This is a genomic window from Frondihabitans sp. PhB161, assembly GCF_003814635.1.
In the GTDB taxonomy this organism is placed as follows: Bacteria; Actinomycetota; Actinomycetes; order Actinomycetales; family Microbacteriaceae; genus Frondihabitans.
This window is the reverse complement of record NZ_RKQW01000001.1, coordinates 115340-140520: the sequence shown is the minus strand read 5'-3', so window position 1 is coordinate 140520 and position 25181 is coordinate 115340. Positions and strand designations below refer to the sequence as shown.

The window sequence follows — 25181 nt, the reverse complement described above, 5'->3', positions numbered from 1 at the left end:
CGCGGAGGTCGTGAGAGGCTGACTCCATGACCGGCCAGCGCATCGTCCTGAAGGGCAAGACCCTCGACGAGATCGCCGCTCGCGTCCGCAGCGAGCACGGTCCGAGGGCCCGGATCGTCGCGGCCGAACGGGTCACCTCGGGCGGTCTCGGCATCGCCGGGCTGTTCTCGAAGCGCTACGTCGAGGCGACGGTCGAGCTTCCCGAGCGTGGCCGCCGGGCGGCACCGACGAAGGATCCAGCCCGACCCCTCACCGGCCCCGACGCCGAGCGCGCTTTCACGCCGACCCCGGCCCAGCGCGTCGGGCTCGCCGCTCTGCTCGCCGACGCCGAAGAGGCCGAGGAGGGTTTCGCGCAGGAGTCCGCGTCGGGCTCGTCGGCGGGCACGGGCGCACCCGCCGCTGCCGGGTCGCCCGCATTCGCCGCTCCCGAGCCCGAGCCCGCGGTCTCGACCCGGTCGGGAGCATTCGCCGACCTCATGGACGATCTCGCCTTCAACGGCGTCGCCCCCGCGATCACGGAGCCGAGCGCTCCTGCCGGGCCGGCCCCGTCGGATCCTCTGTTCGCCGTTCCGATCAGGCCTGCGCCGACCGGCCGCGGTCGTCGTGCCGCCGCTGCTGCCGCGGGCCCGCTCGCCCCGTCGCTGCTCGAGGGCCCGGGCGACCTCGTGGTCGTCGTCGGCGAGCGCCCCGACACGTCCGCCACCGTCCAGGCCATGGCCGAGGGGTCGAGCCGTACCCGGGCGGCGGTGCGAGTGGCCGGCACCTGCGCCGACGGCCGATTCGTCGCCGTCTCGGATCGTCGGGGTGCCCTCGACGCGCGCGCCTCCGGGGTCGAGCTCGACCGGGCCACCCTCGTCGCGGTGGGGTGGGATTCCCGCGCTGCCGACATCGTCCGCGATCTGGCGCCCGATCAGATCTGGGTCGTCGTCGACGCCGCCCGCAAACACGCCGACACCGAGCGGTTCGTCGCCGCGGTCACGGCCGTGATCGATGCCGACGGTCTCGCCGTGACGGGGATCGCCGAGACGTCGAGCCCCGACACGGTGCGCGCGCTCGGCCTGCCGGTCGGGTGGGCCGACGCGTAGCCGCTGCCGGGCTCCATTGCCTGGTCGCTCTGCCGCACGGCGTCGTACGGACTGCCGCTCGTGCCGCGGCACGTCGCTCCGTCCGCACGGCGTCTTGCGGCAGCGCCCCGCGCCGGTAGTCTTGCGGGATGCTGGTGCTTACGCGCAAGGTCGGGGAGAGGATCCTCATCGGTGACGACATCGTCCTCACCATCCTCGATTCCCGAGGCGACGGCATCCGCGTCGGCATCGACGCCCCTCGCGGCATCAAGGTGCAGCGCGAAGAGGTCGTCCGGGCGGTGACCGAGGCCAACGCCGAGGCGGCCGCCGCTTCCGACGACGCCGAGGCGCGCCTGCTCGACCTGCTGGGCGACAAGCCGGCCCCCGACGCTTCGCCCGCGCCCGACTCGAAGTAGCCCCGCCTCTCCTTCGAATTTGAAGGAGAAACCTCGCTCGGCCGACGAACCCTCGCGGATCCGAGCCCGCAGGCGCGCGTTTTTCCTTCGAATTTGCATCGGCCCCCGCCGCTAGCGCCCTCCGAACACCGACCGCGACGGCTCCGGCGACGGCACGGCGGTCGCATCCGTCACAACCGGCGCCCCCGCGATGAAGTCGCGCAGCTCGCGCCCGGCCACGACCTTCGCTGGCAGCGGATCCGCCGAGTACACCCGCGGCATCTCGCCCAGCGGCAGTTCGGCGAGCGACCCGATGAGTACGACGTTGCCGAAACGGCGCCCCTTGAGCGTGCCCGGATCGGCGACGGCCGCGACGTGCTCGAACACCGTCGCGAGCGTCGACGCCTGGCCACGCGCGAACGCGAGGCCGGCTCCGTCGGCCGAATTGACCACGAGGATCCCACGCGGAGACAGAAAAGCCGCAGCCGCCGTGTAGAACTCGAGCGAGGTGACGTGGGCGGGGATCCTCGATCCGCCGAAGACGTCGACCACGAGCAGGTCGACGGTGCCGCGCAGGCCTGCCGGAAGCTTCTCCATCACGGCCCGGGCGTCGCCGTACCGGACCCGGATCGACGCTCCGCGCGGAAAGGGCAGCTCGGCGCGCACCAGGTCGATGAGATCCTGCTCGAGCTCGATCACCTGCTGGCGGGAGCCCGGCCGCATCGCCTCCACGTAGCGCGGCAGCGTGAGAGCGCCGCCGCCGAGATGGAGGGCGGTGATCGGGCCGTCCGGCAGCGTATCGATGGCGTGACCGATGCGGCGGACGTATTCGAAGACGAGGTGGGTGGGATCCTCGAGGTCGACGTGCGACTGCGGCGTTCCGTCGACTATCAGCGTGAACGAGCCGGGGCTGTACTTGTCGGGGTCGATCCTCGCCTGGCCCGCACCGATCGTGATCTCGGAGGGCGCGTCGGAGTCGGGCGAGGAGGGGGAGGCCATGTGCCTAGCCTGCCACGCGGTGCGAATCTCCACCCTGGTCACCGGTGTGTCCACCCTGGGGTGGTGGGGTCGACGGCCCGACGCGGCGAGGCTGGAATCACCTCCCCACCGGCCCCGTCAGAAAGGCTCCCCATGTCGCTTCACCTGCTCACCAACGTCCTCCTCGGAATCGCGCTCGTCGTCTATGTCGGCTCGAAGCAGCTCCGCTGGCGCCGGGTCGACCGGACGAGCGTCTGGCGTCTGCCGGCGATCCTCGGGATCCTCGGCCTCGTCAATCTGTCGTCGGCGGCCACGACGCTGGCGGCCGGTCCGGTCGACGTGGCGCTCATCGCAGTCGAGCTCGTCCTCGCGGTCGCGGTCGGCCTCGTCATGGGGCGCATCACGACGTTCCGCGCTGCGGCACCCGACGCGAAGGGCACCACGATCGAGGCCAAGACCGGCGGCGCGGGAATGGCCCTGTGGATCGGACTCATCGCTTTCCGCATCGGTCTCGACGTCGTCGGCGGACTGCTGGGCGCGCACCTGCTCACCGCCACCGGCGTGATCCTTCTCACGGTCGCGGCCAACCGCGCCGCCGCCGCCTTCGTGGTCGACGCCCGCCTGCCGCGCGCCGTCGCCAGCAGGGCATGATGGCAGCGTGACGACTGCCCCGCCGATCCACCCCGGTGCCCGGGGATTCAGCCCCGCGCTCAACTGCGTCGGGGCTGTCGTCGTCGGCTTCTGGGTCGTGACGCTCGACGCGTCCGCTTCGCCCGTGGTGCTCGGGGTCAGCCTCCTCGCTGTCGTGGCCTGGCTGGTTCGGGCGATCACCCGGTCCGAGGTCGTCGCCGACGTCGCATCGCTGGTCATGGTCGCCGGGGGCTCGGCGATGGTCCAGCCGACGGATGCGCTCCTCATCACGCCGGCGATCGTCGCGATCGCCGGCGTCACGGCGACGACGAGGCACCGGTTCGTCACCGGTCCGCTGCTCGGGGCGGCGGGCTTCACGATCGCCGTCGTGGCGGGGCTCACCGCCGAACGACCGCTCTCCTTTTTTCTCGGCATCCTGGCCGGGTACGCCCTCGGCGTCGTCGTGGGCGTGAGCCGTCGCCAGAACGCTCTCGCGGTCGATCGAGACCGCGCCCTGGCCGAGCGCGAGCTCGAACTCGAACGCCAGCGGAACCGGTCGGCACTCCTCACCGATCGGGCCACCATCGCCCGTGACATCCACGATCTCCTGGCGCACAGCCTCGGCGGCCTCGTCATCCAGCTCGACGCCGTCGAGGCGCTCCTCGAGAAGGGCCGCACCGACGAGGCCGCAACCCGGGTCGCAGCCGCCCGCACTCTCGCGGCGGAAGGGCTCGGAGAGGCCCGTCGCGCCGTCGCCACCCTGCGCGACCCCGGCGCCGACGGGGGCGCCACCGACGCGGGTGCCGCGGCCGCCGCCGCCGATCCGAAGGCGATCGATCGACTGCTCGAAATCCATGTCGAGCTCGGTGGCCACATTGCCGTCGCGGGGGAGGGCCACCTCGACCTCCTCGACGAGACCCACCGGAGGGCGCTGGCCGGGGTGCTGCGGGAGGCCCTCAGCAATGCGCGTCGGCATGCGCCGGGTCGCGCCGTGCAGGTGACGTTCTCGGTCGAGGCAGGCGGTGGGATCCTGCGCGCGGTTATCGAGAACACCGTGGACGGGAGCCACGGCGCCTCCGCGAGCCCGGGTGGCGGTGCCGGACTCCCCGGCATGCGCTCCCGCCTCGCCGAGCTGGGCGACGGCTCTCACCTCGAGGCGGGCCGACAGGGCGACTCGTTCGTCGTCGTGGCCGAACTGCCCGCGGGGGTCGGTCGGTGAGCGCCGCCATCCGGATCCTCGTCGCCGACGACCAGGCAATCGTCCGCGACGGCCTCGTCACGCTGCTGTCGCTCGTCGAGGGCTTCGAGATCGTGGGGGAGGCCGCCGACGGGTCTGCGGCGGTCGGCCTCGCCGACACGGTGCGCCCCGACGTCCTGCTGATGGACCTCCGCATGCCCGGACTCTCGGGTGCCGAGGCCACCGCGCTCATCGTGCGCTCCCACCCCGAGATCGCCGTGCTCGTGCTCACGACCTTCGCCGACGACGAGTCGATCGTCGGAGCCCTCCGCGCCGGTGCCCGCGGCTACCTCACGAAAGACGCGGGTCGAGTCGAGCTCAGCAGTGCGATTCGCGCGGTCGCGGCCGGGCAGGCGACGTTCGACGCGTCGGTCGGGGCTCTTCTGGTCGAGAAGCTGACTCGAGGATCCGACGCGCCCACCCCGGTCGCCGCCTCGGCGCCCGCAGCGACCCCGCGTGCTTCTGCCGACGCGCTCCGCACCCGGCACCCTGCTCTCACCGCCCGAGAGGCAGAGGTCTTCGCCCTGATCGCCGAGGGAGCCTCGAATCCAGAGATCGCGACACGCCTGTTCGTGAGCGTCGCCACCGTGAAGGCCCACGTCAACACGATCTTCGCGAAGCTCGGCGTCTCGACCCGGGCACAGGCGATCGCGCTCGCTCTCGCCTGAGGGTCGTTCGTGTTCGTGTTCGTGTTCGTGCTTGTGATCGCGCTCGCCTGCGCGCCGATCGCCGAGACGACACGCCCCACGTACCCCCAATAGACGTGCGTTTTGCGCCTCGGGCTCCTCACCAGACCTCTCGCCGATTAGTGTTCGAACCGTCCGGTAATCTGACCGGCCAGTCAGCTCGACCCGCTCCCCGCCACCGATTCCCGTGAGAACCGCATGACCGTCCCCGTGTCCGCGCCTGTGACTGCGCCGCCGACCGCGCCTCCGACCGCGCTTGCGCTCGGCGAGCCGACGCTCGAGCGCCCGTCCGCGCGCCGCGGACCCAAGCCTGTTACGGGCCTGCTGATCGAGCGCATCCTGAGTCGCAGCCTCGCGATCTTCTGTCTCGTGTTCGGTGGGCAGGCGATCCCCTTCGTGCTTGAGCAGCGAGACGAGCTCGAACCGGTGTGGACGATCGTGCTCGTCGTCGCGCTGTACGGTTCGTTCGCCGTGATGGCCGTGATCGGACTTCTGGGCCGGAGCATCGTCCTCGCCTCGACCTTCGTGTCGCTCGCCTATCTCGCCGCTCTCATCACCTGGCCGTTCGCGACTCTCGATCACAACGTGGTGCAGAGTTCCGTGCCATGGCTCTGGTACGTCTGCAACCTGGTCATGGCCGCCGCTGTGTCGGCATTCGTGACGTGGATCGCCGCGGTCTATGTGGTCGTGGTGCCGGCCATCTTCTTCGTCGTGCGGCAGACGCCGTCGGGGGGCAACGGCGCCGCCAACCACGCCCTCCTCGAGAGCTTCTATGCGTTCCTGCTCGGTGCGGCCATCCTGATCCTCGTCACCCTGCTCCGGCGTGCAGCGGCTGCCGTCGATTCCGCCCAGTCCGCGGCCGTTCTCCGATACGGCGATGCCGTCCGGCAGCATGCGACCGAGGTGGAGCGCGTCGAGGTCGACGCGATCGTGCACGACGGGGTGCTCACGACGCTGCTGTCCGCGGCCAAGGCCGACACGACCGCCGCGCGCGGGCTCGCTGCCTCGATGGCGCGAGCGAGCATGGCCCGGCTGACGTCGCTCACCGCCGAGACGCCCACCGGGGATCGGCCCGTCCTCCTCGCCGAGGTGCGCAATCGCCTCGCCGCCACACTGATGACGCTCGACCCGACGGCGGAGCTCACGCCCGTCGACGAGATCCCCGCCGTGCTGCTTCCGGCCGATGTCGTCGAGACCCTCGCCGACGCGGCGAGCCAGGCCCTCGTCAACAGCTGCCAGCACGCAGGCCCCGGGGCGTCCCGGCTCGTCGACATCCGGGTGATGAACGGTGCGGCGCAGATCACGGTCATCGACGATGGAGTGGGATTCGACACCTCGATCCCGTCGGAGCGGCTCGGCGTCCGGGTCTCCATCCTGGAGCGCGCGCGCAACGTCGGGGCCGAGGCCTCGATCCGCAGCGCTCCCGGCTCGGGCACCCGCGTGACGCTCCGCTTTCCGGTGCCGGCGGGCGCCCTCCCGTCCTGACCCCGTCCCTGCCCGCCCTGCCCCGTCACGTCCGAATTTGAAGGAAAAACGCGCGGTCGGCAACGAAAACTCAAGGATCCGACGGGGTCACGCGGCCGTTTCTCCTTCGAATTCGGGAACGCACCCCCGAGCCGCCCGACTCGGTACCATCGGCGAATGGCCTCCCACCGCAGCTCTTCTGCCGATCGCCCCAGCGCGGCCCGCCGCCTGACGACCGCCCGCACGGCCCTTGTCACCGGCGCTTCCACCGGCATCGGCGCCGACTTCGCGCGCCGTCTCGCGAGCGACGGCCTCGACCTGGTGCTCGTCGCTCGCAGTGCCGACAAACTGGAGGCGCTCGCCGAATCCATCCGCGCAGACTCGGGGCGTCACGTCACCGTTCTCGCCCGCGACCTGGGTCGGCCGGGAGCCGCCGCCTCCCTTATCGACGAGGTCGACGCGCTCGGCATCGAGGTCGACTTCCTGCTCAACAACGCCGGATTCGGCACCCACGGACCGGTCGCCCTGGCCGACCCCGACCGGCTGAGCGACGAGATCCGCCTCAACTGCGAGGTGCTGACCGAGCTCAGCCAGCGCTTCCTGCCCGGCATGACGTCTCGCCGCCGCGGCACCATCGTCAACGTCGCGAGCAACGCGGCGTTCCAGCCGTTGCCGCAGATGGCCGTGTACGGAGCGACGAAGGCCTATGTGCTCTCGTTCACCGAGGCGCTCTGGCACGAGACGCAGAGCACCGGGGTCCGAGTACTCGCGCTCTGCCCGGGGCCGACCGAGACACCCTTCTTCGCTATCGCGGGAGAGGATTTCGCCCGCACCAAGCGCACCACCGCCCAGCTGATCGACACCGCCAAGCGCGCTCTGGCCGACGGCCGGCCGAGCGTCGTCGACGGCACCTACAACGCTCTCCTCGCCCGGGTCGGCGTGCGCTTCCTGCCGAAGCGGGTCGCGCTCTGGGCTGCGGCGAAGACGGTGGGCTCCCGCTCCTAGCCCGAGAGCGTTCTCCTGAAGCGCCGCCCCGTCGGCTTCCGGCTCACGCTTGCCGCAATGCCGCCCGCGCCGCCACCCGCACTGCTTCCGACACCGCATCGAGCGTCACCGAGGTCAGGTTCCACCGCTGCCAGTAGAGCGGTACGTCGACTGGCTGCGTCGGCGCGAGTTCCACGAGCATTCCGTCGGCCAGCGGCCCGGTGCATTGCTGCTCCGGCAGCACACCCCACCCGAATCCGAGCGTCACCGCCCGCGCGAAGTCGTCCGACGTCGGAATGTAGTGTCGCGGCCCGGCATCCGTCCGGAGCCCGAGCCGCCGGAGAAAGGCGAGCTGCAGATCGTCGTTCCGGTCGAAGTGAACGACCGGGGCCGTCTCGAGTCGTCGACCCGAAGGATCCTGGGTCCCGTCCAGAACCGAAGGATCCGGCGCAACGCCCCACCGCTCAGCGAATGCCGGCGAGCACACCGCTCGGTACCTCATCGCGCCCAGCGCCTCGGTGGTGCAGCCCTGGACGGCGTCTCTCGTCGAGGTCACCGCCGCCATCACGGTTCCGGCGCGCAGCAGGTCGGTGGTGAGCTGCTGGTCTTCGCGGTGGAGGTCGAACGTGAGGTGGCGGTCGAGCCCTGCGAGCGCTTCGAGGAACCAGGTAGCGAGGCTGTCGGCGTTGACGGCCAGGGGGATGAGCGTCGCTCCGCTGCTGCCGGGGGAGCCCGAGATGCGGGCGAGAGCCGCGGCGGTCTCCGTCTCGAGGAGTTCGACCTGGCGCGCATACCGCAGCACCACCGTGCCGGCCTCGGTCAGCGTTACGGGTGTCGTCCGGCGCACGAAGATCTGGCCGGCACCCTTCTCCATCGCCTTCACCCGTTGCGAGACCGCCGAGGCGCTGATGTGCAGCCGGCTCGCCGCGGCCTCGAACGTGCCGCTGTCGATCAGCGCGGCGAGTGTCTCGAGTTGATCCCTCTGCATAAGGCAAGCTTAAGGATCCTAAGAAACTTTAGCTGGCCTGCATTCCCCGATCGGCTCTACGGTGACTCCGTGCACCTCCTTCCCGCGCTCTTCGGACTCCTCACCGGTCTCTCACTCATCGTGGCCATCGGCGCGCAGAACGCGTTCGTGCTGCGCGTCGGCATCGATGGTCGGTTCGGCGTCGTCGCCCCGGTCGTCGTGATCTGCGCCGTGTCGGATGCGGTGCTCATCGTCGCGGGCGTCGTCGGGGTCGGCGCGCTCGTCGAGGCTGCGCCGGTCGCACTGGTCGTGATCCGAGTTGTCGGGGCGGCCTTCCTCCTCGGCTACGGGCTCCTCGCCGCGCGGCGAGTGTTCCGCCCGGCTGTCCTCCTGGCGTCCGACGCGTCCGACGCATCGACCGGGCTGTCGGCGCGACGGGCCGTGCTGACCGCCCTCGCGCTCACCTGGCTAAACCCGCACGTGTACCTCGACACGATCGTGTTTCTGGGGTCGGTCGCCAATCGCCAGGGCCCCGACGAGCGCTGGTGGTGGGCCGCGGGAGCAGTACTGGCGAGCTGCCTCTGGTTCGCCGGGCTCGGGTTCGGTGCGCGGATCCTTCGCCCCGTCTTCGCCCGCCCGTCGGCCTGGCGGGTGCTCGACGCCCTGATCGCCGTCGTCATGATCGCGCTGGGTCTGCGGCTGGCCCTCGGCGCCTGACGCCTAGGCCCGCTCGGCCCGGCCGCCTCTCCGAATTTGAAGGAAAAACTGCACCTCGACCCGGCGGCATCCGCATATCCTCGTTCGCCCACGAGCGTTTCTCCTTCGTTTTGCAGCCCGCATCCGCAACAGCTTGCATGGGTGGCAGCCCGCATCCGCAACAGCCCGCATCCGCCATAGCCCGCGCGTCAGGCCACCTGCGCCAGCGATGCCGCGATCGTCGCTTCCACCATCTCCCACTCGCGGAGCACCTGGTTGCTCGTGAACTCCAGAACGCGGTACCCCTGCCTGGCTATCGCGGCTATCCGTTTGCGGTCTTTGGCGTAGTCGGCCGGCGACGAATGGAACTGGTAGCTGACGCATTCGACGACGAGCCGGCCCGCGACCAAAAAATCGACCCGGATTCCGCCCGCGAGCTCTTTTTGCGGCTCGAAGGGAATGCGGAGGCGGATCAACTCCCACCGCATGACGGATTCAGAGCCCGCCTCAGCCCGCGGATCCCCGGCCACGAGCACAGGTGCGCAGCGAGCGGGGAGCTGTTCTCGAAGCCAGTCCAGCGGGACTGCCCGTGGTCCGAATCGCCGCAGGGTGGAGTCGAGTACGGCGAGTCCGAGTCGCGGAGTCACCTGGCGAAGCGTCTGCCGCAGGCAGTTTGCGACGTTGACGTGAAGACGCTCTCGCCGCCCGAGCCGGTGCCCGTCGTGAAGGAGTCGCAGGTCGGGTCTCTGCCGGTCGAGCGGAACCGTCGGATAGTCGGGATCGCGGAGCCCCTTCGAGTTGCCCCGGACACTCACGTGCAAAACGTTATTCGGCGGCTGCCACAGCCCCAGCAGCGGTATCGCCGACAGCGAGGCGAGCACCCCGCCGACCCGAGCGGCACGCATGACGTCGTCGGGAAGGCCGGGCAGCGCATAGAGGCCGTGCCGAACCCGGATGATCTCGCCGTCTGCCCACGCGGGAGCAAGCGACTCAGGATGGCCCGCCACCAGCAGCTCGGCCCGGGTGGCCAGACCGGAGAGTGTCGAGAGTGCGTGCGCGAGTCGTTCGTCCATGCATCGAGCATGCGGAGTCGCCGCAGACCGCGTCGGCCGTCTCCACAGGTCGGCCCGTCAGCGGTGCCACGCCCGCCCTGTGCAGACCAGGCGCACTTGCAAATTCGAAGGAGAAACCGCAACCCGACCCCGCCGGATCCTGATGTTTCCGCCCGCGCCCGCCGGTTTCTCCTTCAAATTCGGAGAAAGAACCACCCAAGGATCCGACACCCCGGCCCCCAGACCACCCCACCGCGCGACGCTTATACCGGTCGATGAGAAAAAGGTCAACGACCCCACTGGACAGGGCGCGTCACACCCACATATAGTTGACCTTTGCGCTCCCCATGCTTTCAGACGTCATATTGCGGTCGACTGAGGTGCTTCGAGACTGTGTTAGCTGACACGGTCGCTGTGTCGGTTCACGCCGCCACCGAGGTGGATGTTTTGTCTGAGGTCTCGGCCTCCCGACACCTGGCGAGCTCCACTCCACACAACCACAACGTACTGTCCCAACAGACGACACGTCCCAACAGACGACAGGGCCCTTTGGGTCCACGGAGGTAGTTTCCTTGGCTGCTGCGCCCAACGCACAAACCAACTCACCCAAGAACGGCCGCGCCGCATCACGGCTTTCGTTCGCGAAGATCACCGACACGCTCACGGTCCCCGACCTGCTGGCGCTTCAGACGGAGAGCTTCGACTGGCTGGTCGGCAACGACGTGTGGAAGGGGCGACTGGCCGATGGCCAGGCTGCCGGCCGCACCGACCTCGCCGTCAACTCCGGCCTTGAAGAGATCTTCGAAGAGATCTCGCCGATCGAAGACCTCGGCGAGACGATGCAGCTCTCGTTCACGGCTCCCGAGCTCGAAGAGCCCAAGTACTCCATCGACGAGTGCAAGGAGCGCGGCAAGACCTACGCGGCTCCTCTCTACGTCAACGCCGAGTTCATGAACCACCTCACCGGTGAGATCAAGACGCAGACCGTGTTCATGGGCGACTTCCCGCTCATGACCGAGCGAGGCACCTTCATCATCAACGGCACCGAGCGTGTCGTCGTGTCGCAACTCGTCCGTTCGCCCGGCGTCTACTTCGACCGCACCCCCGAGAAGACCTCCGATAAAGACGTCTACTCGTCGCGCATCATCCCGAGCCGCGGTGCCTGGCTCGAGTTCGAGATCGACAAGCGCGACCAGGTCGGCGTCCGCATCGACCGCAAGCGCAAGCAGAGCGTCACCGTGTTCCTCAAGGCCCTCGGCCTCACGAGCGAAGACATCGCCGAGCAGTTCAAGGGCTTCGCCTCGATCGAGGCCACTCTCGAAAAAGACACGGTCCTCACCAAAGAAGAGGCCCTCAAAGACATCTACCGCAAGCTCCGCCCGGGCGAGCAGGTCGCTGCCGAGGCCGCGCGTGCGCTCCTCGACAACTTCTACTTCAACCCGAAGCGCTACGACCTGGCCAAGGTGGGTCGTTACAAGATCAACCGCAAGCTGGGCATGGACGCCCCGCTGACCGACTCGGTGCTGACCGTCGACGACATCGTCGCCACGATCAAGTACCTGGTCTCGCTCCACGCCGAGCAGAAGACGATCAGCGGCACCCGCGACGGCAACCCGGTCGAGATCCGTCTCGACATCGACGACATCGACCACTTCGGCAACCGTCGTATCCGCGCCGTAGGCGAGCTCATCCAGAACCAGGTCCGCACCGGCCTCTCCCGCATGGAGCGCGTCGTCCGCGAGCGCATGACCACGCAAGACATCGAAGCGATCACCCCGCAGACCCTGATCAACGTGCGCCCCGTCGTCGCCGCGATCAAGGAGTTCTTCGGAACCTCGCAGCTGTCGCAGTTCATGGACCAGAACAACCCGCTCTCGGGTCTGACCCACAAGCGTCGTCTTTCGGCTCTCGGCCCCGGTGGTCTGAGCCGTGAGCGCGCCGGTGTCGAGGTTCGCGACGTCCACCCGTCGCACTACGGCCGCATGTGCCCCATCGAGACCCCGGAAGGCCCGAACATCGGTCTGATCGGCTCGCTGGCGTCCTTCGCCCGCATCAACTCGTTCGGCTTCATCGAGACGCCGTACCGTCGTGTCAGCAAGGGCAACGTCACCACGACGATCGACTACCTGACCGCCAGCGAAGAAGACGACTACGTCGTCGCCCAGGCGAACGCACCCCTCAACGACAAGTTCGACTTCGTCGACGACAAGGTGCTCGTCCGTAAAAAGGGCGGCGAGGTCGAGCTCGTCGACAAAGACGAGGTCGACTACATGGACGTCTCGCCGCGCCAGATGGTGTCGGTCGCTACGTCGCTCATCCCGTTCCTCGAGCACGACGACGCGAACCGCGCCCTCATGGGTGCCAACATGCAGCGTCAGGCTGTCCCGCTCGTCCGCAGCGAGTCGCCGCTCGTCGGTACCGGCATGGAGGGCTACACCGCCATCGACGCCGGCGACGTGGTCACGACCGACAAGGCCGGTGTGGTCCTCGAGGTCTCGGCCGACGTCGTCACCGTGCAGCTCGACGAGGGTGGCACGCAGGATTACTACCTGCGTAAGTTCGACCGCTCCAACCAGGGCGCGTCGTACAACCACCGCGTCATCGTCGAAGCCGGCCAGCGTGTCGAGGTCGGCGAAGTCCTCGCCGATGGTCCCGCGACCGAGAACGGCGAGCTCGCACTCGGCAAGAACCTCCTCGTGGCGTTCATGCCGTGGGAGGGCTACAACTACGAAGACGCGATGATCTTGAGCCAGAACCTGGTGAAAGACGACACGCTCTCCTCGATCCACATCGAGGAGTACGAGGTCGACGCCCGCGACACCAAGCTCGGCAAGGAGGAGATCACCCGTGACCTCCCCAACGTCAGCCCGGATCTGCTGGCCGACCTCGACGAGCGTGGCATCATCCGCATCGGTGCCGAGGTTCGCCCCGGCGACATCCTCGTCGGCAAGGTCACGCCGAAGGGCGAGACCGAGCTCAGCGCCGAGGAGCGCCTGCTCCGTGCAATCTTCAACGAGAAGAGCCGCGAGGTCCGCGACACGTCCTTGAAGGTGCCTCACGGCGAGCAGGGCACGATCATCGGCGTCAAGGTCTTCGACTCGCAGGATGGCGACGACGAGCTCGGCTCGGGCGTCAACCAGCGCGTTGTCGTCTTCATCGCCCAGAAGCGCAAGATCACCGCGGGCGACAAGCTCGCGGGTCGTCACGGCAACAAGGGCGTCATCTCCACGATCCTCCCGATCGAAGACATGCCGTTCCTCGCCGACGGAACCCCCGTCGACATCGTCCTCAACCCGCTGGGTGTTCCCGGTCGAATGAACTTCGGCCAGGTGCTCGAGATCCACCTCGGGTGGATCGCCAAGCAGGGCTGGAACGTCGACGGAATCCAGGAGTGGGCCAACAACCTTCCCGAGCACGCCCTCCAGGCGGCGCCCGGCACGAAGGTCGCCACCCCGGTGTTCGACGGTGCATCCGAAGACGAGATCGCCGGTCTGCTCGACTCCACGCTGGTCAACCGCGACGGCGAGCGCCTCATCGGCTCGTCCGGCAAGGCCCAGCTGTTCGACGGCCGTTCCGGCGAGCCCTTCCCCGAGCCCGTCTCGGTCGGCTACATGTACATCCTGAAGCTGCACCACCTGGTCGACGACAAGATCCACGCTCGTTCGACCGGTCCGTACTCGATGATCACGCAGCAGCCGCTGGGTGGTAAGGCGCAGTTCGGTGGTCAGCGATTCGGTGAGATGGAGGTCTGGGCCCTCGAGGCCTATGGAGCCGCCTACGCGCTCCAGGAGCTCCTGACCATCAAGTCCGACGACATCCTCGGCCGCGTCAAGGTCTACGAGGCAATCGTCAAGGGTGAGAACATCCAGGAGCCCGGCATCCCCGAGAGCTTCAAGGTCCTCATCAAAGAGATGCAGTCGCTCTGCCTGAACGTCGAGGTCCTCTCGGCCGACGGTCAGACGGTCAGCCTGCGCGACAACGACGACGAGGTGTTCCGCGCTGCGGAAGAGCTCGGCATCAACATCTCTTCTCGCTTCGAATCGTCGAACATCGACGAGATCTAAGCCTCACCCTCTCAAAGACACTTTTCGAAAAAGGGATAAACATTGCTCGAAGCAACAACTTTCGATGAGCTGCGGATCGGTCTCGCTACGGCTGAGAACATCCGCGCCTGGTCGCACGGTGAGGTCAAGAAGCCGGAAACCATCAACTACCGCACGCTCAAGCCCGAGAAAGACGGCCTCTTCGGAGAGCAGATCTTCGGGCCCAGCCGCGACTGGGAGTGCGCCTGCGGTAAGTACAAGCGAGTCCGATTCAAAGGAATCGTCTGCGAGCGCTGCGGCGTCGAGGTCACCAAGTCCTCGGTCCGACGCGAGCGCATGGGCCACATCGAGCTCGCCGCACCCGTCACGCACATCTGGTACTTCAAGGGTGTTCCGTCGCGTCTCGGCTACCTGCTCGACATGGCGCCGAAAGACCTCGAGAAGGTCATCTACTTCGCCGCCTACATGGTCATCTCGATCGACGACGAGGGTCGTCACGCTGACATGCCGGGTCTTGAGAACGAGCTCCGTCTCGAGATCAAGCAGCTCGAGTCGCAGCGCGACACCCGCATCGCCGACCGTCTGAAGAAGCTCGAAGACGACCTGGCCGCCCTGGAGGCGGAAGGCGCCAAGAGCGACCAGAAGCGTCGTGCAAAAGACGGTGCCGAGAAGGAGATGTCGCAGACGCGCAAGGCGTTCGACGAAGACATCAACCGTCTCGAGCGCGTCTGGGAAGACTTCCGCACCCTCAAGGTAGGCGACCTGAAGCCGGAAGACGCTGTCTTCCACGAGCTCCAGGACCGCTTCGGCATCTACTTCGAGGCCCACATGGGCGCCGAGGCGATCCAGAAGCGTCTCCAGTCGTTCGATCTCGAGGCCGAGGCCGAGATCCTCCACGACCAGATCGCGAACGGCAAGGGTCAGAAGAAGATCCGCGCCATCAAGCGTCTCCGTGTCGTGTCGTCGTTCCTGTCGACCGGCAACTCGCCGGCCGCCATGGTTCTCGAGGTCGTCCCGGTCATCCCGCCCGAGCTCCGTCCCATGGTGCAGCTCGACGGTGGCCGTTTCGCGACCTCCGACCTCAACGACCTCTACCGTCGTGTGATCAACCGCAACAACCGTCTTCGTCGTCTGCTCGACCTCGGTGCCCCCGAGATCATCGTCAACAACGAGAAGCGGATGCTGCAGGAGGCCGTCGACGCACTGTTCGACAACGGTCGCCGTGGTCGCCCCGTCACGGGTACTGGCAACCGCGCCCTGAAGTCCCTGAGCGACATGCTCAAGGGAAAGCAGGGTCGTTTCCGCCAGAACCTCCTCGGAAAGCGCGTCGACTACTCGGGTCGTTCCGTCATCATCGTCGGACCGACGCTGAAGCTGCACCAGTGCGGTCTGCCCAAGCAGATGGCTCTCGAGCTCTTCAAGCCGTTCGTCATCAAGCGCCTCATCGACCTCAGCCACGCTCAGAACATCAAGAGCGCCAAGCGCATGGTCGAGCGTTCGCGCCCGCAGGTGTGGGATGTCCTCGAAGAGATCATCCGCGAGCGTCCGGTTCTGCTGAACCGCGCGCCCACGCTGCACCGTCTCGGCATCCAGGCCTTCGAGCCTCTCCTCGTCGAGGGCAAGGCCATCCAGCTGCACCCGCTCGTCTGCGCGGCGTTCAACGCCGACTTCGACGGCGACCAGATGGCTGTCCACCTCCCGCTGAGCGTCGAGGCCCAGGCCGAGGCCCGCATCCTGATGCTGGCGTCGAACAACATCCTGAAGCCGTCCGACGGTCGTCCGGTGACCCTGCCCGCACAGGACATGATCATCGGTCTGCACCACCTGACGACGGTCACCGAGGGTGCCACGGGTGAGGGCCGCGCGTTCTCGTCCGTCTCCGAGGCCATCCTGGCCAAGGATCAGCACTCGCTCGACCTCAACGCCGTCGTGAAGATCCGCATCCCGGGTCTGACCTTCGCGGAGGGCGACGCTCCCGCCGGTTACGTCGAGGGTGACACCACCCTGGTCGAGACCACTCTGGGTCGCGCCATCTTCAACGAGGCTCTCCCCGAGGACTACCCGTTCGTCCAGGAGGTCACCGACAAGGGCGTCCTCTCGACGATCGTCAACGACCTCGCCGAGCGGTACCCGAAGGTCGCCGTCGCGGCAGCTCTCGACAACATCAAAGACGCGGGCTTCTACTGGGCCTCGCGTTCCGGTGTCACCGTTGCTCTCTCCGACATCCTCACGCCTCCCGGCAAGCCGGAGATCGTCGCGGGTTACGAGAAGCAGGCTGCGGCTGTGCAGGGCGAGTTCGACAAGGGCCTCATCTCCGATGCCGAGCGTCGCGCCGACCTGATCAAGATCTGGACGGAGGCGACCAACGAGGTCGCCGCTGCGATGCGCGCGAACTTCCCGAAGAACAACACCATCAACCGCATGGTGACGTCGGGTGCTCGTGGTAACTGGCTGCAGGTCCGCAACATCGCGGGTATGCGTGGTCTGGTGAACAACCCGAAGGGTGACATCATCCCTCGTCCGATCATCTCCTCGTACCGCGAGGGCTTGTCGGTCGCCGAGTACTTCATCGCGACGCACGGTGCTCGTAAGGGTCTGGCCGACACGGCTCTCCGTACGGCCGACTCGGGTTACCTGACTCGTCGTCTCGTCGACGTGTCGCAGGACGTCATCATCCGTGAAGACGACTGTGGTACCTCGCGCGGTCTCGAGATGCCCATCGCTGCTCCTGGCGCCGACGGTGTCCTGGTCCGCGATGCAACGGTCGAGAACACCGTCTACGCCCGCACCCTGTCGGCCGACGCGGTCGACCCCAAGGGCACGGTCGTCGCCGAGGCTGGCGCCGATGTCGGAGACGTCCTGATCGACCAGCTGGTCGCCGCGGGTGTCGAGACCATCAAGGTGCGCTCGGTCCTCACATGTGAGTCGGCCGTCGGTGTCTGCGCGAAGTGCTACGGCCGTTCGCTCGCCACCGGCAACCTCGTCGACATCGGAGAGGCCGTCGGCATCATCGCGGCCCAGTCGATCGGTGAGCCCGGCACGCAGCTGACCATGCGTACCTTCCACACCGGTGGTTCGGCTTCGGCTGACGACATCACGCAGGGTCTTCCCCGCGTGACGGAGCTCTTCGAGGCCCGTACCCCCAAGGGTGCGTCGCCGATCGCCGACAGCGCTGGCCGTGTGCAGATCGAAGACACCGATCGTGCACGTCGCGTGATCCTCACGCCCGACAACGGCGACGAGCCGGTGATCTACCCGGTGCTCAAGCGTTCGACCCTCCTCATCGAAGACGGTCAGCACGTCGAGCTCGGTCAGCAGATCATCGCCGGTGCGGTCGACCCGAAGGAGGTCCTGCGAGTCAAGGGCGTCCGTGCGGTTCAGCAGCACCTCGTCGGTGGCGTCCAAGACGTCTACCGTTCGCAGGGTGTGCCGATCCACGACAAGCACATCGAGGTCATCGTTCGTCAGATGCTCCGCAAGGTCACCGTCGTCGACCACGCCGACACCGACCTGCTCCCCGGTGAGCTCGTCGACCGGATGCGCTACAACGAGATCAACCGTGCGGCTCTGACCGAGGGCAAGAAGACGGCTTCGGCTCGTCAGGAGGTCCTCGGAATCACCAAGGCCTCGCTCGCGACCGAGTCGTGGCTGTCGGCCGCTTCCTTCCAGGAGACCACGCGTGTGCTCACGCAGGCCGCCATGGAGGGCAAGTCCGACCCGCTGATGGGCTTGAAAGAGAACGTCATCATCGGAAAGCTGATCCCGGCCGGTACCGGCCTCAGCCGCTACCGCGACGTGGCCGTCGAGGCCACCGAAGAGGCAAAGGCCGAGCGCTACCCGAACCGTGTCTTCACCGACGACGCGTCGTTCAACGAGGCTGACCTCAGCTTCGTCGACTTCGACTCGTTCTCGAGCGACGACTTCACGCCGGGTACTTACAACTAAATCCGAACATCGGGTCCAAGGATCCAGGCACGGCCCCGCTGCACTTCGGTGCGGCGGGGCCTTTCCGCGTCCCCCGCCGGGCTCCCTCCGCCCCGCGCCCTGATGCTCTGCGCCCCTGATGCAAATTCGAAGGAAAAACCCCCGCCCGGCAACGAGAACATCAGGATCCGGCGGGGTCGCTCCCCGGTTTCTCCTTCGAATTCGGGTGGGCGCCCCTCACGCGGCAGGATGGACGGCATGGATCAGGCACCGAAATCCCTCCGCGATCGGGCAGCTGCCCCCGCCACCGTCGACCGGCCGCACACGCCGAGCGTCGCCTGGCGACCGGCTACGGCCCACGACGCCGCGGCGATCACCGCCCTCGAGCGCGAGGCCGGTGCCGTCGACCACCCCCGCTACGTCGTGACGCTGGAAGAAATGCAGCACGATCTCACGCGCGATGGGGTCGACCTCGACCGCGATTCTCTCGTCGGGCTCGATGAAAACGGCGCGCTCGTCGCATACGCGCTCTCGACCCTCCTCCCATTCGACGAGGTGACAGGGGTCGTCAAAGTCGTGGTCGATGGGAGCGTCCGTCTCGACCGACGCGGCGAGGGTATCGGGCAGGCACTGATGCGGTGGCACGAGGCGCGGGGGCGTCAGCAGCTCGCGAGTGTCGAGGGGGCACACCCCGGCTGGCTCATCACCTTCGCCGACGAGGCGGCGACGGACAAGATCGGCCTGCATGAGCAGTGGGGCTACGAGCTGCGGCGGTGGTGGTTCGAGCTGACCCGCGCCCTCGACGACGAGATCGGTGACGTGCCGCTGGATCCTGCGCTTCGTCTCGAGCCTTTCACCGCCGCGCTGTCGGAGCGCACGCGCCTCGCTCGCAACGACGTCTTCCGCGATCACTGGGGGTCGCAGGCCACGCCGGCGGCTGACTGGGAGGTCGCTCGGGCATTGCCGACCGCCCGACCCGATCTCTCGTTCGTCGCCGTCGACCCGGCAACCGACGAGGTCGTGGCATTCGTGCTGTCGAGCGTCAACGAGGAGGAGTGGGCCGCAGCCGGGCACTCCTTCGGCTACATCGACTACGTGGGGGTGCGCCGCGGGTGGCGAGGCCGCAAGGTCGCGCAGGCGCTGCTCAACCACACGATGCGCTCCTTTCGCGGCGCCGGGCTCTCGCACGCGACCCTCGACGTCGATTCCGAGAGCCCGACCGGTGCGACAGGGCTCTACGCCGGCCTCGGGTTTACGCCCACCAACCGATCGGTCACTCTGCTCAAAGAGCTCTAGCAGCGGGGCGAACCACCCCAGGATCCGCCGTCCAGACACCGAAAACAGCACGCGCCCCCAACGGGTGCCACTCCGATTGGGACGTGTACCCCGCACGGCGATCGGGTGACACTTGCCTGGTCCGCTCCCCATGGCGGGCTCGGTCGCGTGCACCGTTCGCGGCCCCCTGTCCTAGGAGGTTCCGCATGGCGTCGATGACCGAGATCCTGATCTTGCACGGTCTTCTGCCGATCGAGCAGCTCGACCTGATGAGCAATCCGGCCGACGAAGAGGCGAGCGTTCGCGACCTCCTGGCGCGTGGTGTCGTCTCCGAGCTGCAGATCGCGAAGGCGCGCGCTCAGGCGGCGGGCATGTCGTTCGTCGAGCTCGTCGACTACCCGGTCGACCGCAACGCCGTCACGATGGTCTCCGCCGCGATCGCCCGGCGCCACGGCGCGCTGCCGATCTCCATCCAGGGCGGGCTACTGCTCGTCGCCGTCAGCGATGCCGGCAACGTCTTCGCCCTCGACGACGTGCGCGCCGCCTCGCGGATGCCCATCGAATGGGTGATGGCGGAGAAGGGCGATCTCAAGACCGCCATCGACCGCTACATCCGTGCCGACGACGAGCTGAACGACCTCACCTCCACGCTGGAGGAGGAGAACACCGTCCAGGATCAGAGCGCGATGGACATCGCGGGCAGTCCCGACGACGACGTGCCGATCGTCCGGTTCGTCAACCTGCTGGTCAGCCAGGCGATCACCGACCAGGCCTCCGACATCCACATCGAGCCCGGCGAGAACGAGGTGCGGGTCCGCTACCGCATCGACGGCGTGCTCCACGAGATGCAGCCGGCCCCCAAGAGCATCCAGAACGGCGTCATCTCGCGCCTCAAGATCATGAGCGAGATCGACATCGCCGAGCGTCGCCGCCCGCAGGACGGCCGCATGTCGGTTCGCCACGGCAACCGGCAGATCGACCTCCGCGTGGCGACCCTCCCCACGGTGTGGGGCGAGAAGGTCGTCATGCGAATCCTCGACAACTCGAACACGTCGATGAGCCTGCGCGACCTCAACATGCTCGAGCGCAACTTCGATGTCTTCGCCGAGTCGTATTCGAAGCCGTACGGCATGATCCTCGTGACCGGCCCGACCGGCTCGGGCAAGTCGACGACGCTGTACACGACGCTGAACGCGGTCGCGCGGCCCGAGATCAATGTGATCACGGTCGAAGACCCGGTCGAGTACCGCATGCCCGGAATCAACCAGGTGCAGGTCAACCCGAAGGCCGGCCTCACGTTCGCAAGTGCACTGCGCAGCATTCTCCGCTCCGACCCCGACGTCGTCCTCCTCGGCGAGATCCGTGATCACGAGACGGCGCAGATCGCCATCGAGGCGTCGCTCACCGGTCACCTCGTGCTCTCCACGCTTCACACGAACGACGCCCCGAGCGCTATCGTCCGATTGACTGAGATGGACATCGAGCCGTTCCTCGTCGGCTCCGCACTCGACTGCGTAGTCGCCCAGCGACTCGCGCGTCGGCTCTGCGACCGGTGCAAGCGCCCCGCCGAGTACACGCCGATGCACCTGAACGCGCTCAAGTTCCACATCGACCCCGATCTCGCGCCGCCGGTCGTGTTCGAGCCCGTCGGCTGCCAGTCGTGCTCCAACACCGGCTACCGCGGCCGCGTCGCCCTTCACGAGGTCATGGCGGTCTCCGAAGACATCGAGCGCCTCGCCGTCAAACGCGCCTCCAGCGCCGAAATCGCGCGACTCGCTCAGGAGCAGGGCATGCTCACGCTCCGCCAGGACGGCTGGGAGAAGGCCAAGCAGGGCCTCACCAGCGTCGAAGAGATCCTCCGCGTCGTGGCCTAGACCCCGACACCGCCGTGGCGCGAGCCAGGGCGACCCCGACGTGGCGCTGGGCCACGCACGATCACGATCACCCCCACGAACGGACACCCACGATGAGTGACTCGCTCTACGATCCGCAGACGCCGCCGAACGGCACTTCGCGTCCCGTGTACTCCCTCGACGACGCCGCCGATACGACTCCCGCCGGTGGCTGGACGCCCGCCCCCGTCGGCAGCCGGCGCTGGGCTCGCGAGCAGCCGTCGTCGCCGCTGTCGCCGGGCGTGACTGCGTTCCCCGACCTGGTCGTTCCGGCGTCCGCCGCGATGCTCGACTCCCGCTCCGCCGGCCTCCCGCCGGCGCCCGACTCGCCCCGGGTGTTCGACCTCCCCGCTCCCACCGACGCTCCGGTGTGGCCCACGTCGTCGTTCCCGGCGCCGGCGGCCGTCCCCGCGACGACGCCGTTCACCCCGGCTCCCGCCGCTCCGGTCCACCGCATCGAGAGCGCAGGATCCGCGCCAGCCACCGCAGCATTCGACCCCCTGGGCGCTACCGCCGGCATCGAGCTCAGCCACCACGCTCGCACCGACGCCGACAAGGAGCTCATCGAGGCTCTCTGCCAGGTCGTGCACCAGGGCGCGTCCGACCTCCACATCACGGTCGACGCCGCTCCCACCATCCGGGTCGACGGGCACCTCCAGCCGGCCATGTCGCCGGAGCCGTGGGATCGCGTGAAAGTGCAGCAGGCTCTGGCCAGCCTCCTGACGGCCGACCGTCAGGATCAATTCGACACCGAGCTCGAGCTCGACTTCGCCTACACGCTCTCGCCCGAGTCGCGGTTCCGCGTGAACTTCTACCAGCAGCGCGGCGTGCTCGGCGCCGTGTTCCGTCTCATCCCCACCGAGATCAAGACGCTCGACCAGCTCGGCATGGACCCGGTGATCGGCAAGTTCGCCGGTCTGCCCCGAGGGCTCGTCCTCGTGACCGGACCGACCGGATCCGGAAAGTCGACGACTCTCGCGGCCCTGATCGACCTGGTCAACGAGACGCGTGCCGACCACATCGTCACCGTCGAAGACCCGATCGAATTCATGCACACCCACAAGAAGGCCCTGGTCAATCAGCGGGAGGTGGGCGCAGATACGCACAGTTTCGCCAATGCGCTCAAGCACGTGCTGCGCCAGGATCCTGATGTCATCCTCATCGGCGAGCTCCGCGACCTCGAGACCATCTCGGTCGCGTTGACCGCCGCCGAGACCGGCCACCTCGTCTTCGCGACCCTGCACACGCAGGATGCCGCGCAGACCATCGACCGTGTCATCGACGTGTTCCCGCCGCACCAGCAGGATCAGGTGCGCACGCAGCTCGCCGCCACCCTGCGCGGTGTCGTCTGCCAGACGCTCGTTCCGCGTGCCACGGGTCGCGGGCGCATCGTGGCGACCGAGATCATGATGATGACCCCGGCCGTCGGCAACCTCATCCGCGAGGGCAAGACGTACCAGATCTCGTCGTCGATGCAGGCCGGCCGCGAACTCGGAATGCACACCATGGACCAGGATCTCGCCGACCTGGTCAACACCGGAAAGATCACGCTCAAGGCGGCCATGGAGAAGGTGCACGACGAAGAGGGCTTCCACCGCCTCGTCACGCGCACCGACACCGGCGCCGGCACGGGCATGGACGCCGGCGGCATCGATTTCGGTGACGCCTTCTCGAGGAGTGAGCACTGATGGCCGCCAGTCTGACCTACGCCTACCGGGGGCGCGATTCCGCCGGCAAGGTCGTCAAGGGGAAGGTCGAGGCCTCGAGCGAGGGCGCGGTCGTCTCGCGCCTCCGCACCATGGGCGTCGCGCCGATCGCGATCTCGGAGTCGAGCAGCACGGGTCTCCAGCGCGAGATCTCGATCCCCGGCTTCTCGAAGGGCGTCAAGCTCAAAGACCTCGCGATCATGAGCCGCCAGATGTCGACAATGATCTCGTCGGGTCTGTCGCTGCTGCGCACCCTCTCAATCCTCTCCGAGCAGACCGAGAACGAGAAGCTCGCCAAGATCCTCACCGAGGTACGCGAGGACGTCGAGACCGGTGTGTCGTTCTCCGACGCCATCGGCAAGCACGCGCAGTACCTCCCGCCGATCATGATCAACATGGTCCGCGCCGGTGAGACGGGCGGGTTCCTCGACTCGGCCCTCGACTCGCTCGCGACGAACTTCGAGAAGGAGGTCAAGCTGACCGGCACCATCAAGTCGGCGATGACCTACCCGGTCGTCGTGCTGGCGATGTCGATCATCGCCGTCATCGTCATGCTGACGTTCATCGTGCCGATCTTCAGCAGCATGTTCGCGTCGCTCGGGGGCAAACTTCCCCTGCCGACTCAGCTGCTCGTCTACGCCTCGCACGCGATGGTCTACGTCGTTCCCATCGGGGCTGTCGTTCTCCTCGCCTTCTCGGCCTGGTGGCGCGTCAACAAGAACACCGAGAAGGTCCGCAGTGTCGTCGACCCGCTCAAGCTCAAGCTGCCGGTCTTCGGTCCTCTAATCCGCAAGATTGCCATCGCACGTTTCAGCCGCAACTTCTCGAACATGATCGGCGCCGGTGTGCCGATCCTGACCGCCCTCCGCATCGTGGGGGAGGTCTCGGGCAACTACGTGCTGCAGAAGGCCCTCGTCACGGTCGCCGAGTCGGTGCGCCAGGGCGAGTCGATCGCCGTGCCGCTGTCGGAGGCCGGGGTGTTCCCAGCCATGGTCACGCAGATGATCTCGGTCGGAGAAGACGCAGGATCCCTCGAAACCATGCTCGAGAAGATCGCGCTCTTCTACGACGCCGAAGTGCAGGCGACCACCGAGGCGCTCACCTCCCTCATCGAGCCGCTCCTGATCGCCTTCCTCGGCGTCGTGGTCGGCGGCATGATCGTCGCCCTCTACTTGCCGATCTTCCAGATCACGTCGCTGATCAAGTAGCGCCACCGCAGGATCCCACGCATCGCGCGTCGCCCACCGGCCACCCGTCCGGTGGGCTTTCGCGTACCCGTCCGGGGGTGCGCGGCTCCCGCGTTGATATGGCCCCTGACCAGGGGATAAGAGACGTCGTCCTCTCCCCGGACTGGGGTCACGAATAAGGGCCAAACCCCCCGGACAAGGGATTCTGTACCCCTTCTGAGACGCATAACGTCTCTCTTGGCAGGCAGAGCTTGCCTCCGAACCCTCCCAATTCCTTCACCTTTGAAACGGAAGATCACATGTACGCAGTGCTCATGGGCAAGCTCAACGCTCGCCGCAAGAACCTCACGCAGGATGGCGACAAGGGCTTCACGCTCATCGAGCTCCTCGTCGTCGTCATCATCATCGGCATCCTCGCCGCGATCGCTATCCCGGTGTACCTGGGTGTGCAGAACTCTTCGAAGGACGCCGGCGTCAAGTCGGACCTCGGCAACGCGAAAACCGCTCTCACCGCCTACCAGACCGACAACGCCGGGTTCCCGACCATGGCCGCTGGCGATGCGTTGACCGCTTCGACTCTCAACAATCGGGACTACGGTCTCACGCTCGCGTCGGCCGGGACCATCAACACCAACACTGCTCTCACTGCCAGTTCGGCGGCCTTCTGCCTCTATGCCGCGGCCAAGAGCGACCCCAACAAGTTCTACTGGGTCACCGAGACCAACGGGGTTAGCTCTGCAGCTCTCCCCAAAGGCGACGCAAAGTTCTGCAAGTAGGCATCAAATGAGCTGGGGCGTCACGGCCTGATCCGTGCCGCCCCGCTCCTGCACGCTCGACCATCGCCCCATCACACGCGCGCTCACGACTTCCAGGAGGTGACCACCATGATCCAGTTGCTCGAACGACTACGACGCACTCGCGTCGCTGGCGATACTGGCCTCACTCTGGTCGAAGTGATCATCGCTCTGGTCATCTTCTCGATCATCACTGTTGGGGCAATC

The 25181-nt window shown here is 67.5% G+C and carries 18 protein-coding genes and 1 pseudogene; 16 read left to right on the top strand and 3 right to left on the bottom strand.

The window, feature by feature from the left end; all coding sequences use genetic code 11:
- The first annotated feature begins 26 nt into the window (after nt 1–26).
- Both EDF39_RS00690 and csrA read left to right on the top strand, forming a co-directional pair.
- Complete coding sequence (locus EDF39_RS00690; RefSeq protein ID WP_123939641.1) at nt 27–1085, top strand: hypothetical protein; 1059 nt, start codon at nt 27–29, stop codon at nt 1083–1085.
- A 128-nt stretch (nt 1086–1213) separates the two neighbouring features.
- Nucleotides 1214–1480 carry a carbon storage regulator CsrA gene (gene csrA, locus EDF39_RS00685; protein ID WP_123939639.1) on the top strand — a complete coding sequence of 89 codons (267 nt, stop codon included), beginning with the start codon at nt 1214–1216 and terminating at the stop codon, nt 1478–1480.
- A gap of 111 nt (nt 1481–1591) precedes the next feature.
- Here the strand turns inward: csrA and EDF39_RS00680 are convergent, their stop codons facing one another.
- A complete protein-coding gene (locus tag EDF39_RS00680) occupies nt 1592–2458 on the bottom strand; it encodes a spermidine synthase (RefSeq protein ID WP_123939637.1) in 867 nt (288 codons plus the stop codon).
- Nucleotides 2459–2590: 132 nt separating this feature from the next.
- On the opposite strand from EDF39_RS00680, the gene EDF39_RS00675 reads away from it, so the two are divergent.
- From EDF39_RS00675 to EDF39_RS00655, 5 genes are all read left to right on the top strand, one after another.
- Nucleotides 2591–3088 (top strand): hypothetical protein, encoded by a 498-nt coding sequence (locus EDF39_RS00675; RefSeq protein ID WP_123939636.1) that lies wholly within the window; start codon nt 2591–2593, stop codon nt 3086–3088.
- 7 nt (nt 3089–3095) lie between these two features.
- Nucleotides 3096–4286: a sensor histidine kinase gene (locus EDF39_RS00670; RefSeq protein WP_123939634.1), complete on the top strand. Its 1191-nt coding sequence runs from the start codon at nt 3096–3098 to the stop codon at nt 4284–4286.
- Nucleotides 4283–4972, top strand: a complete 690-nt coding sequence (locus EDF39_RS00665) for a response regulator transcription factor (protein WP_123939632.1) — start codon at nt 4283–4285, stop codon at nt 4970–4972. The genes EDF39_RS00670 and EDF39_RS00665 overlap by 4 nt, the downstream gene beginning before the upstream one ends.
- A gap of 216 nt (nt 4973–5188) precedes the next feature.
- Complete coding sequence (locus EDF39_RS00660; protein ID WP_123939629.1) at nt 5189–6475, top strand: sensor histidine kinase; 1287 nt, start codon at nt 5189–5191, stop codon at nt 6473–6475.
- A gap of 156 nt (nt 6476–6631) precedes the next feature.
- Nucleotides 6632–7459, top strand: coding sequence for an SDR family oxidoreductase (locus EDF39_RS00655; protein ID WP_123939627.1), 828 nt, complete (start codon nt 6632–6634; stop codon nt 7457–7459).
- Nucleotides 7460–7502: 43 nt separating this feature from the next.
- Here EDF39_RS00655 and EDF39_RS00650 read toward each other — a convergent pair whose 3' ends face one another.
- Nucleotides 7503–8426 carry a LysR family transcriptional regulator ArgP gene (locus EDF39_RS00650; RefSeq protein ID WP_123939625.1) on the bottom strand — a complete coding sequence of 308 codons (924 nt, stop codon included), beginning with the start codon at nt 8424–8426 and terminating at the stop codon, nt 7503–7505.
- Nucleotides 8427–8495: 69 nt separating this feature from the next.
- Between EDF39_RS00650 and EDF39_RS00645 the strand changes: the two genes are divergently transcribed.
- A complete protein-coding gene (locus tag EDF39_RS00645; protein WP_123939623.1) occupies nt 8496–9122 on the top strand; it encodes a LysE/ArgO family amino acid transporter in 627 nt (208 codons plus the stop codon).
- A 188-nt stretch (nt 9123–9310) separates the two neighbouring features.
- Here the strand turns inward: EDF39_RS00645 and EDF39_RS00640 are convergent, their stop codons facing one another.
- On the bottom strand, nt 9311–10174 hold the full coding sequence (locus EDF39_RS00640) for a type IV toxin-antitoxin system AbiEi family antitoxin domain-containing protein (RefSeq protein ID WP_123939621.1): 864 nt from the start codon (nt 10172–10174) through the stop codon (nt 9311–9313).
- A 551-nt stretch (nt 10175–10725) separates the two neighbouring features.
- Here EDF39_RS00640 and rpoB point away from each other — a divergent pair.
- From rpoB to EDF39_RS17855, 8 genes and pseudogenes are all read left to right on the top strand, one after another.
- Complete coding sequence (gene rpoB / locus EDF39_RS00635; protein WP_055964899.1) at nt 10726–14217, top strand: DNA-directed RNA polymerase subunit beta; 3492 nt, start codon at nt 10726–10728, stop codon at nt 14215–14217.
- A gap of 42 nt (nt 14218–14259) precedes the next feature.
- Nucleotides 14260–18141 (top strand): DNA-directed RNA polymerase subunit beta', encoded by a 3882-nt coding sequence (locus tag EDF39_RS00630; RefSeq protein ID WP_123939619.1) that lies wholly within the window; start codon nt 14260–14262, stop codon nt 18139–18141.
- 237 nt (nt 18142–18378) lie between these two features.
- Nucleotides 18379–19416 (top strand): GNAT family N-acetyltransferase, encoded by a 1038-nt coding sequence (locus EDF39_RS00625; protein WP_123939617.1) that lies wholly within the window; start codon nt 18379–18381, stop codon nt 19414–19416.
- A gap of 185 nt (nt 19417–19601) precedes the next feature.
- Nucleotides 19602–21269 (top strand): GspE/PulE family protein, encoded by a 1668-nt coding sequence (locus tag EDF39_RS00620; protein WP_123939615.1) that lies wholly within the window; start codon nt 19602–19604, stop codon nt 21267–21269.
- A 92-nt stretch (nt 21270–21361) separates the two neighbouring features.
- The gene (locus tag EDF39_RS00615) at nt 21362–22975 is read left to right on the top strand and encodes a type IV pilus twitching motility protein PilT (RefSeq protein WP_304999867.1); all 1614 of its coding nucleotides are present in this window, start codon (nt 21362–21364) and stop codon (nt 22973–22975) included.
- On the top strand, nt 22975–24201 hold the full coding sequence (locus EDF39_RS00610) for a type II secretion system F family protein (protein ID WP_158613102.1): 1227 nt from the start codon (nt 22975–22977) through the stop codon (nt 24199–24201). The genes EDF39_RS00615 and EDF39_RS00610 overlap by 1 nt, the downstream gene beginning before the upstream one ends.
- 278 nt (nt 24202–24479) lie before the next feature.
- Complete coding sequence (locus EDF39_RS17860; RefSeq protein WP_123939613.1) at nt 24480–24956, top strand: prepilin-type N-terminal cleavage/methylation domain-containing protein; 477 nt, start codon at nt 24480–24482, stop codon at nt 24954–24956.
- 108 nt (nt 24957–25064) lie between these two features.
- Nucleotides 25065–25175 (top strand): annotated as a pseudogene (locus EDF39_RS17855) (prepilin-type N-terminal cleavage/methylation domain-containing protein); the annotation flags it as partial.
- Nucleotides 25176–25181 lie beyond the last annotated feature (6 nt).

Bases quoted from the DNA above. Each gene is read 5' to 3' on its own strand.
- EDF39_RS00650 (WP_123939625.1), bottom strand. From the start codon at position 8,426: ATGCAGAGGGATCAACTCGAGACACTCGCCGCGCTGATCGACAGCGGC.
- EDF39_RS00615 (WP_304999867.1), top strand. From the start codon at position 21,362: ATGAGTGACTCGCTCTACGATCCGCAGACGCCGCCGAACGGCACTTCG.
- EDF39_RS00660 (WP_123939629.1), top strand. From the start codon at position 5,189: ATGACCGTCCCCGTGTCCGCGCCTGTGACTGCGCCGCCGACCGCGCCT.
- EDF39_RS00640 (WP_123939621.1), bottom strand. From the start codon at position 10,174: ATGGACGAACGACTCGCGCACGCACTCTCGACACTCTCCGGTCTGGCC.
- EDF39_RS00655 (WP_123939627.1), top strand. From the start codon at position 6,632: ATGGCCTCCCACCGCAGCTCTTCTGCCGATCGCCCCAGCGCGGCCCGC.
- EDF39_RS00690 (WP_123939641.1), top strand. From the start codon at position 27: ATGACCGGCCAGCGCATCGTCCTGAAGGGCAAGACCCTCGACGAGATC.
- EDF39_RS00620 (WP_123939615.1), top strand. From the start codon at position 19,602: ATGGCGTCGATGACCGAGATCCTGATCTTGCACGGTCTTCTGCCGATC.
- csrA (WP_123939639.1), top strand. From the start codon at position 1,214: ATGCTGGTGCTTACGCGCAAGGTCGGGGAGAGGATCCTCATCGGTGAC.
- EDF39_RS00610 (WP_158613102.1), top strand. From the start codon at position 22,975: ATGGCCGCCAGTCTGACCTACGCCTACCGGGGGCGCGATTCCGCCGGC.
- EDF39_RS00625 (WP_123939617.1), top strand. From the start codon at position 18,379: ATGGATCAGGCACCGAAATCCCTCCGCGATCGGGCAGCTGCCCCCGCC.
- EDF39_RS17860 (WP_123939613.1), top strand. From the start codon at position 24,480: ATGTACGCAGTGCTCATGGGCAAGCTCAACGCTCGCCGCAAGAACCTC.
- EDF39_RS00680 (WP_123939637.1), bottom strand. From the start codon at position 2,458: ATGGCCTCCCCCTCCTCGCCCGACTCCGACGCGCCCTCCGAGATCACG.
- EDF39_RS00675 (WP_123939636.1), top strand. From the start codon at position 2,591: ATGTCGCTTCACCTGCTCACCAACGTCCTCCTCGGAATCGCGCTCGTC.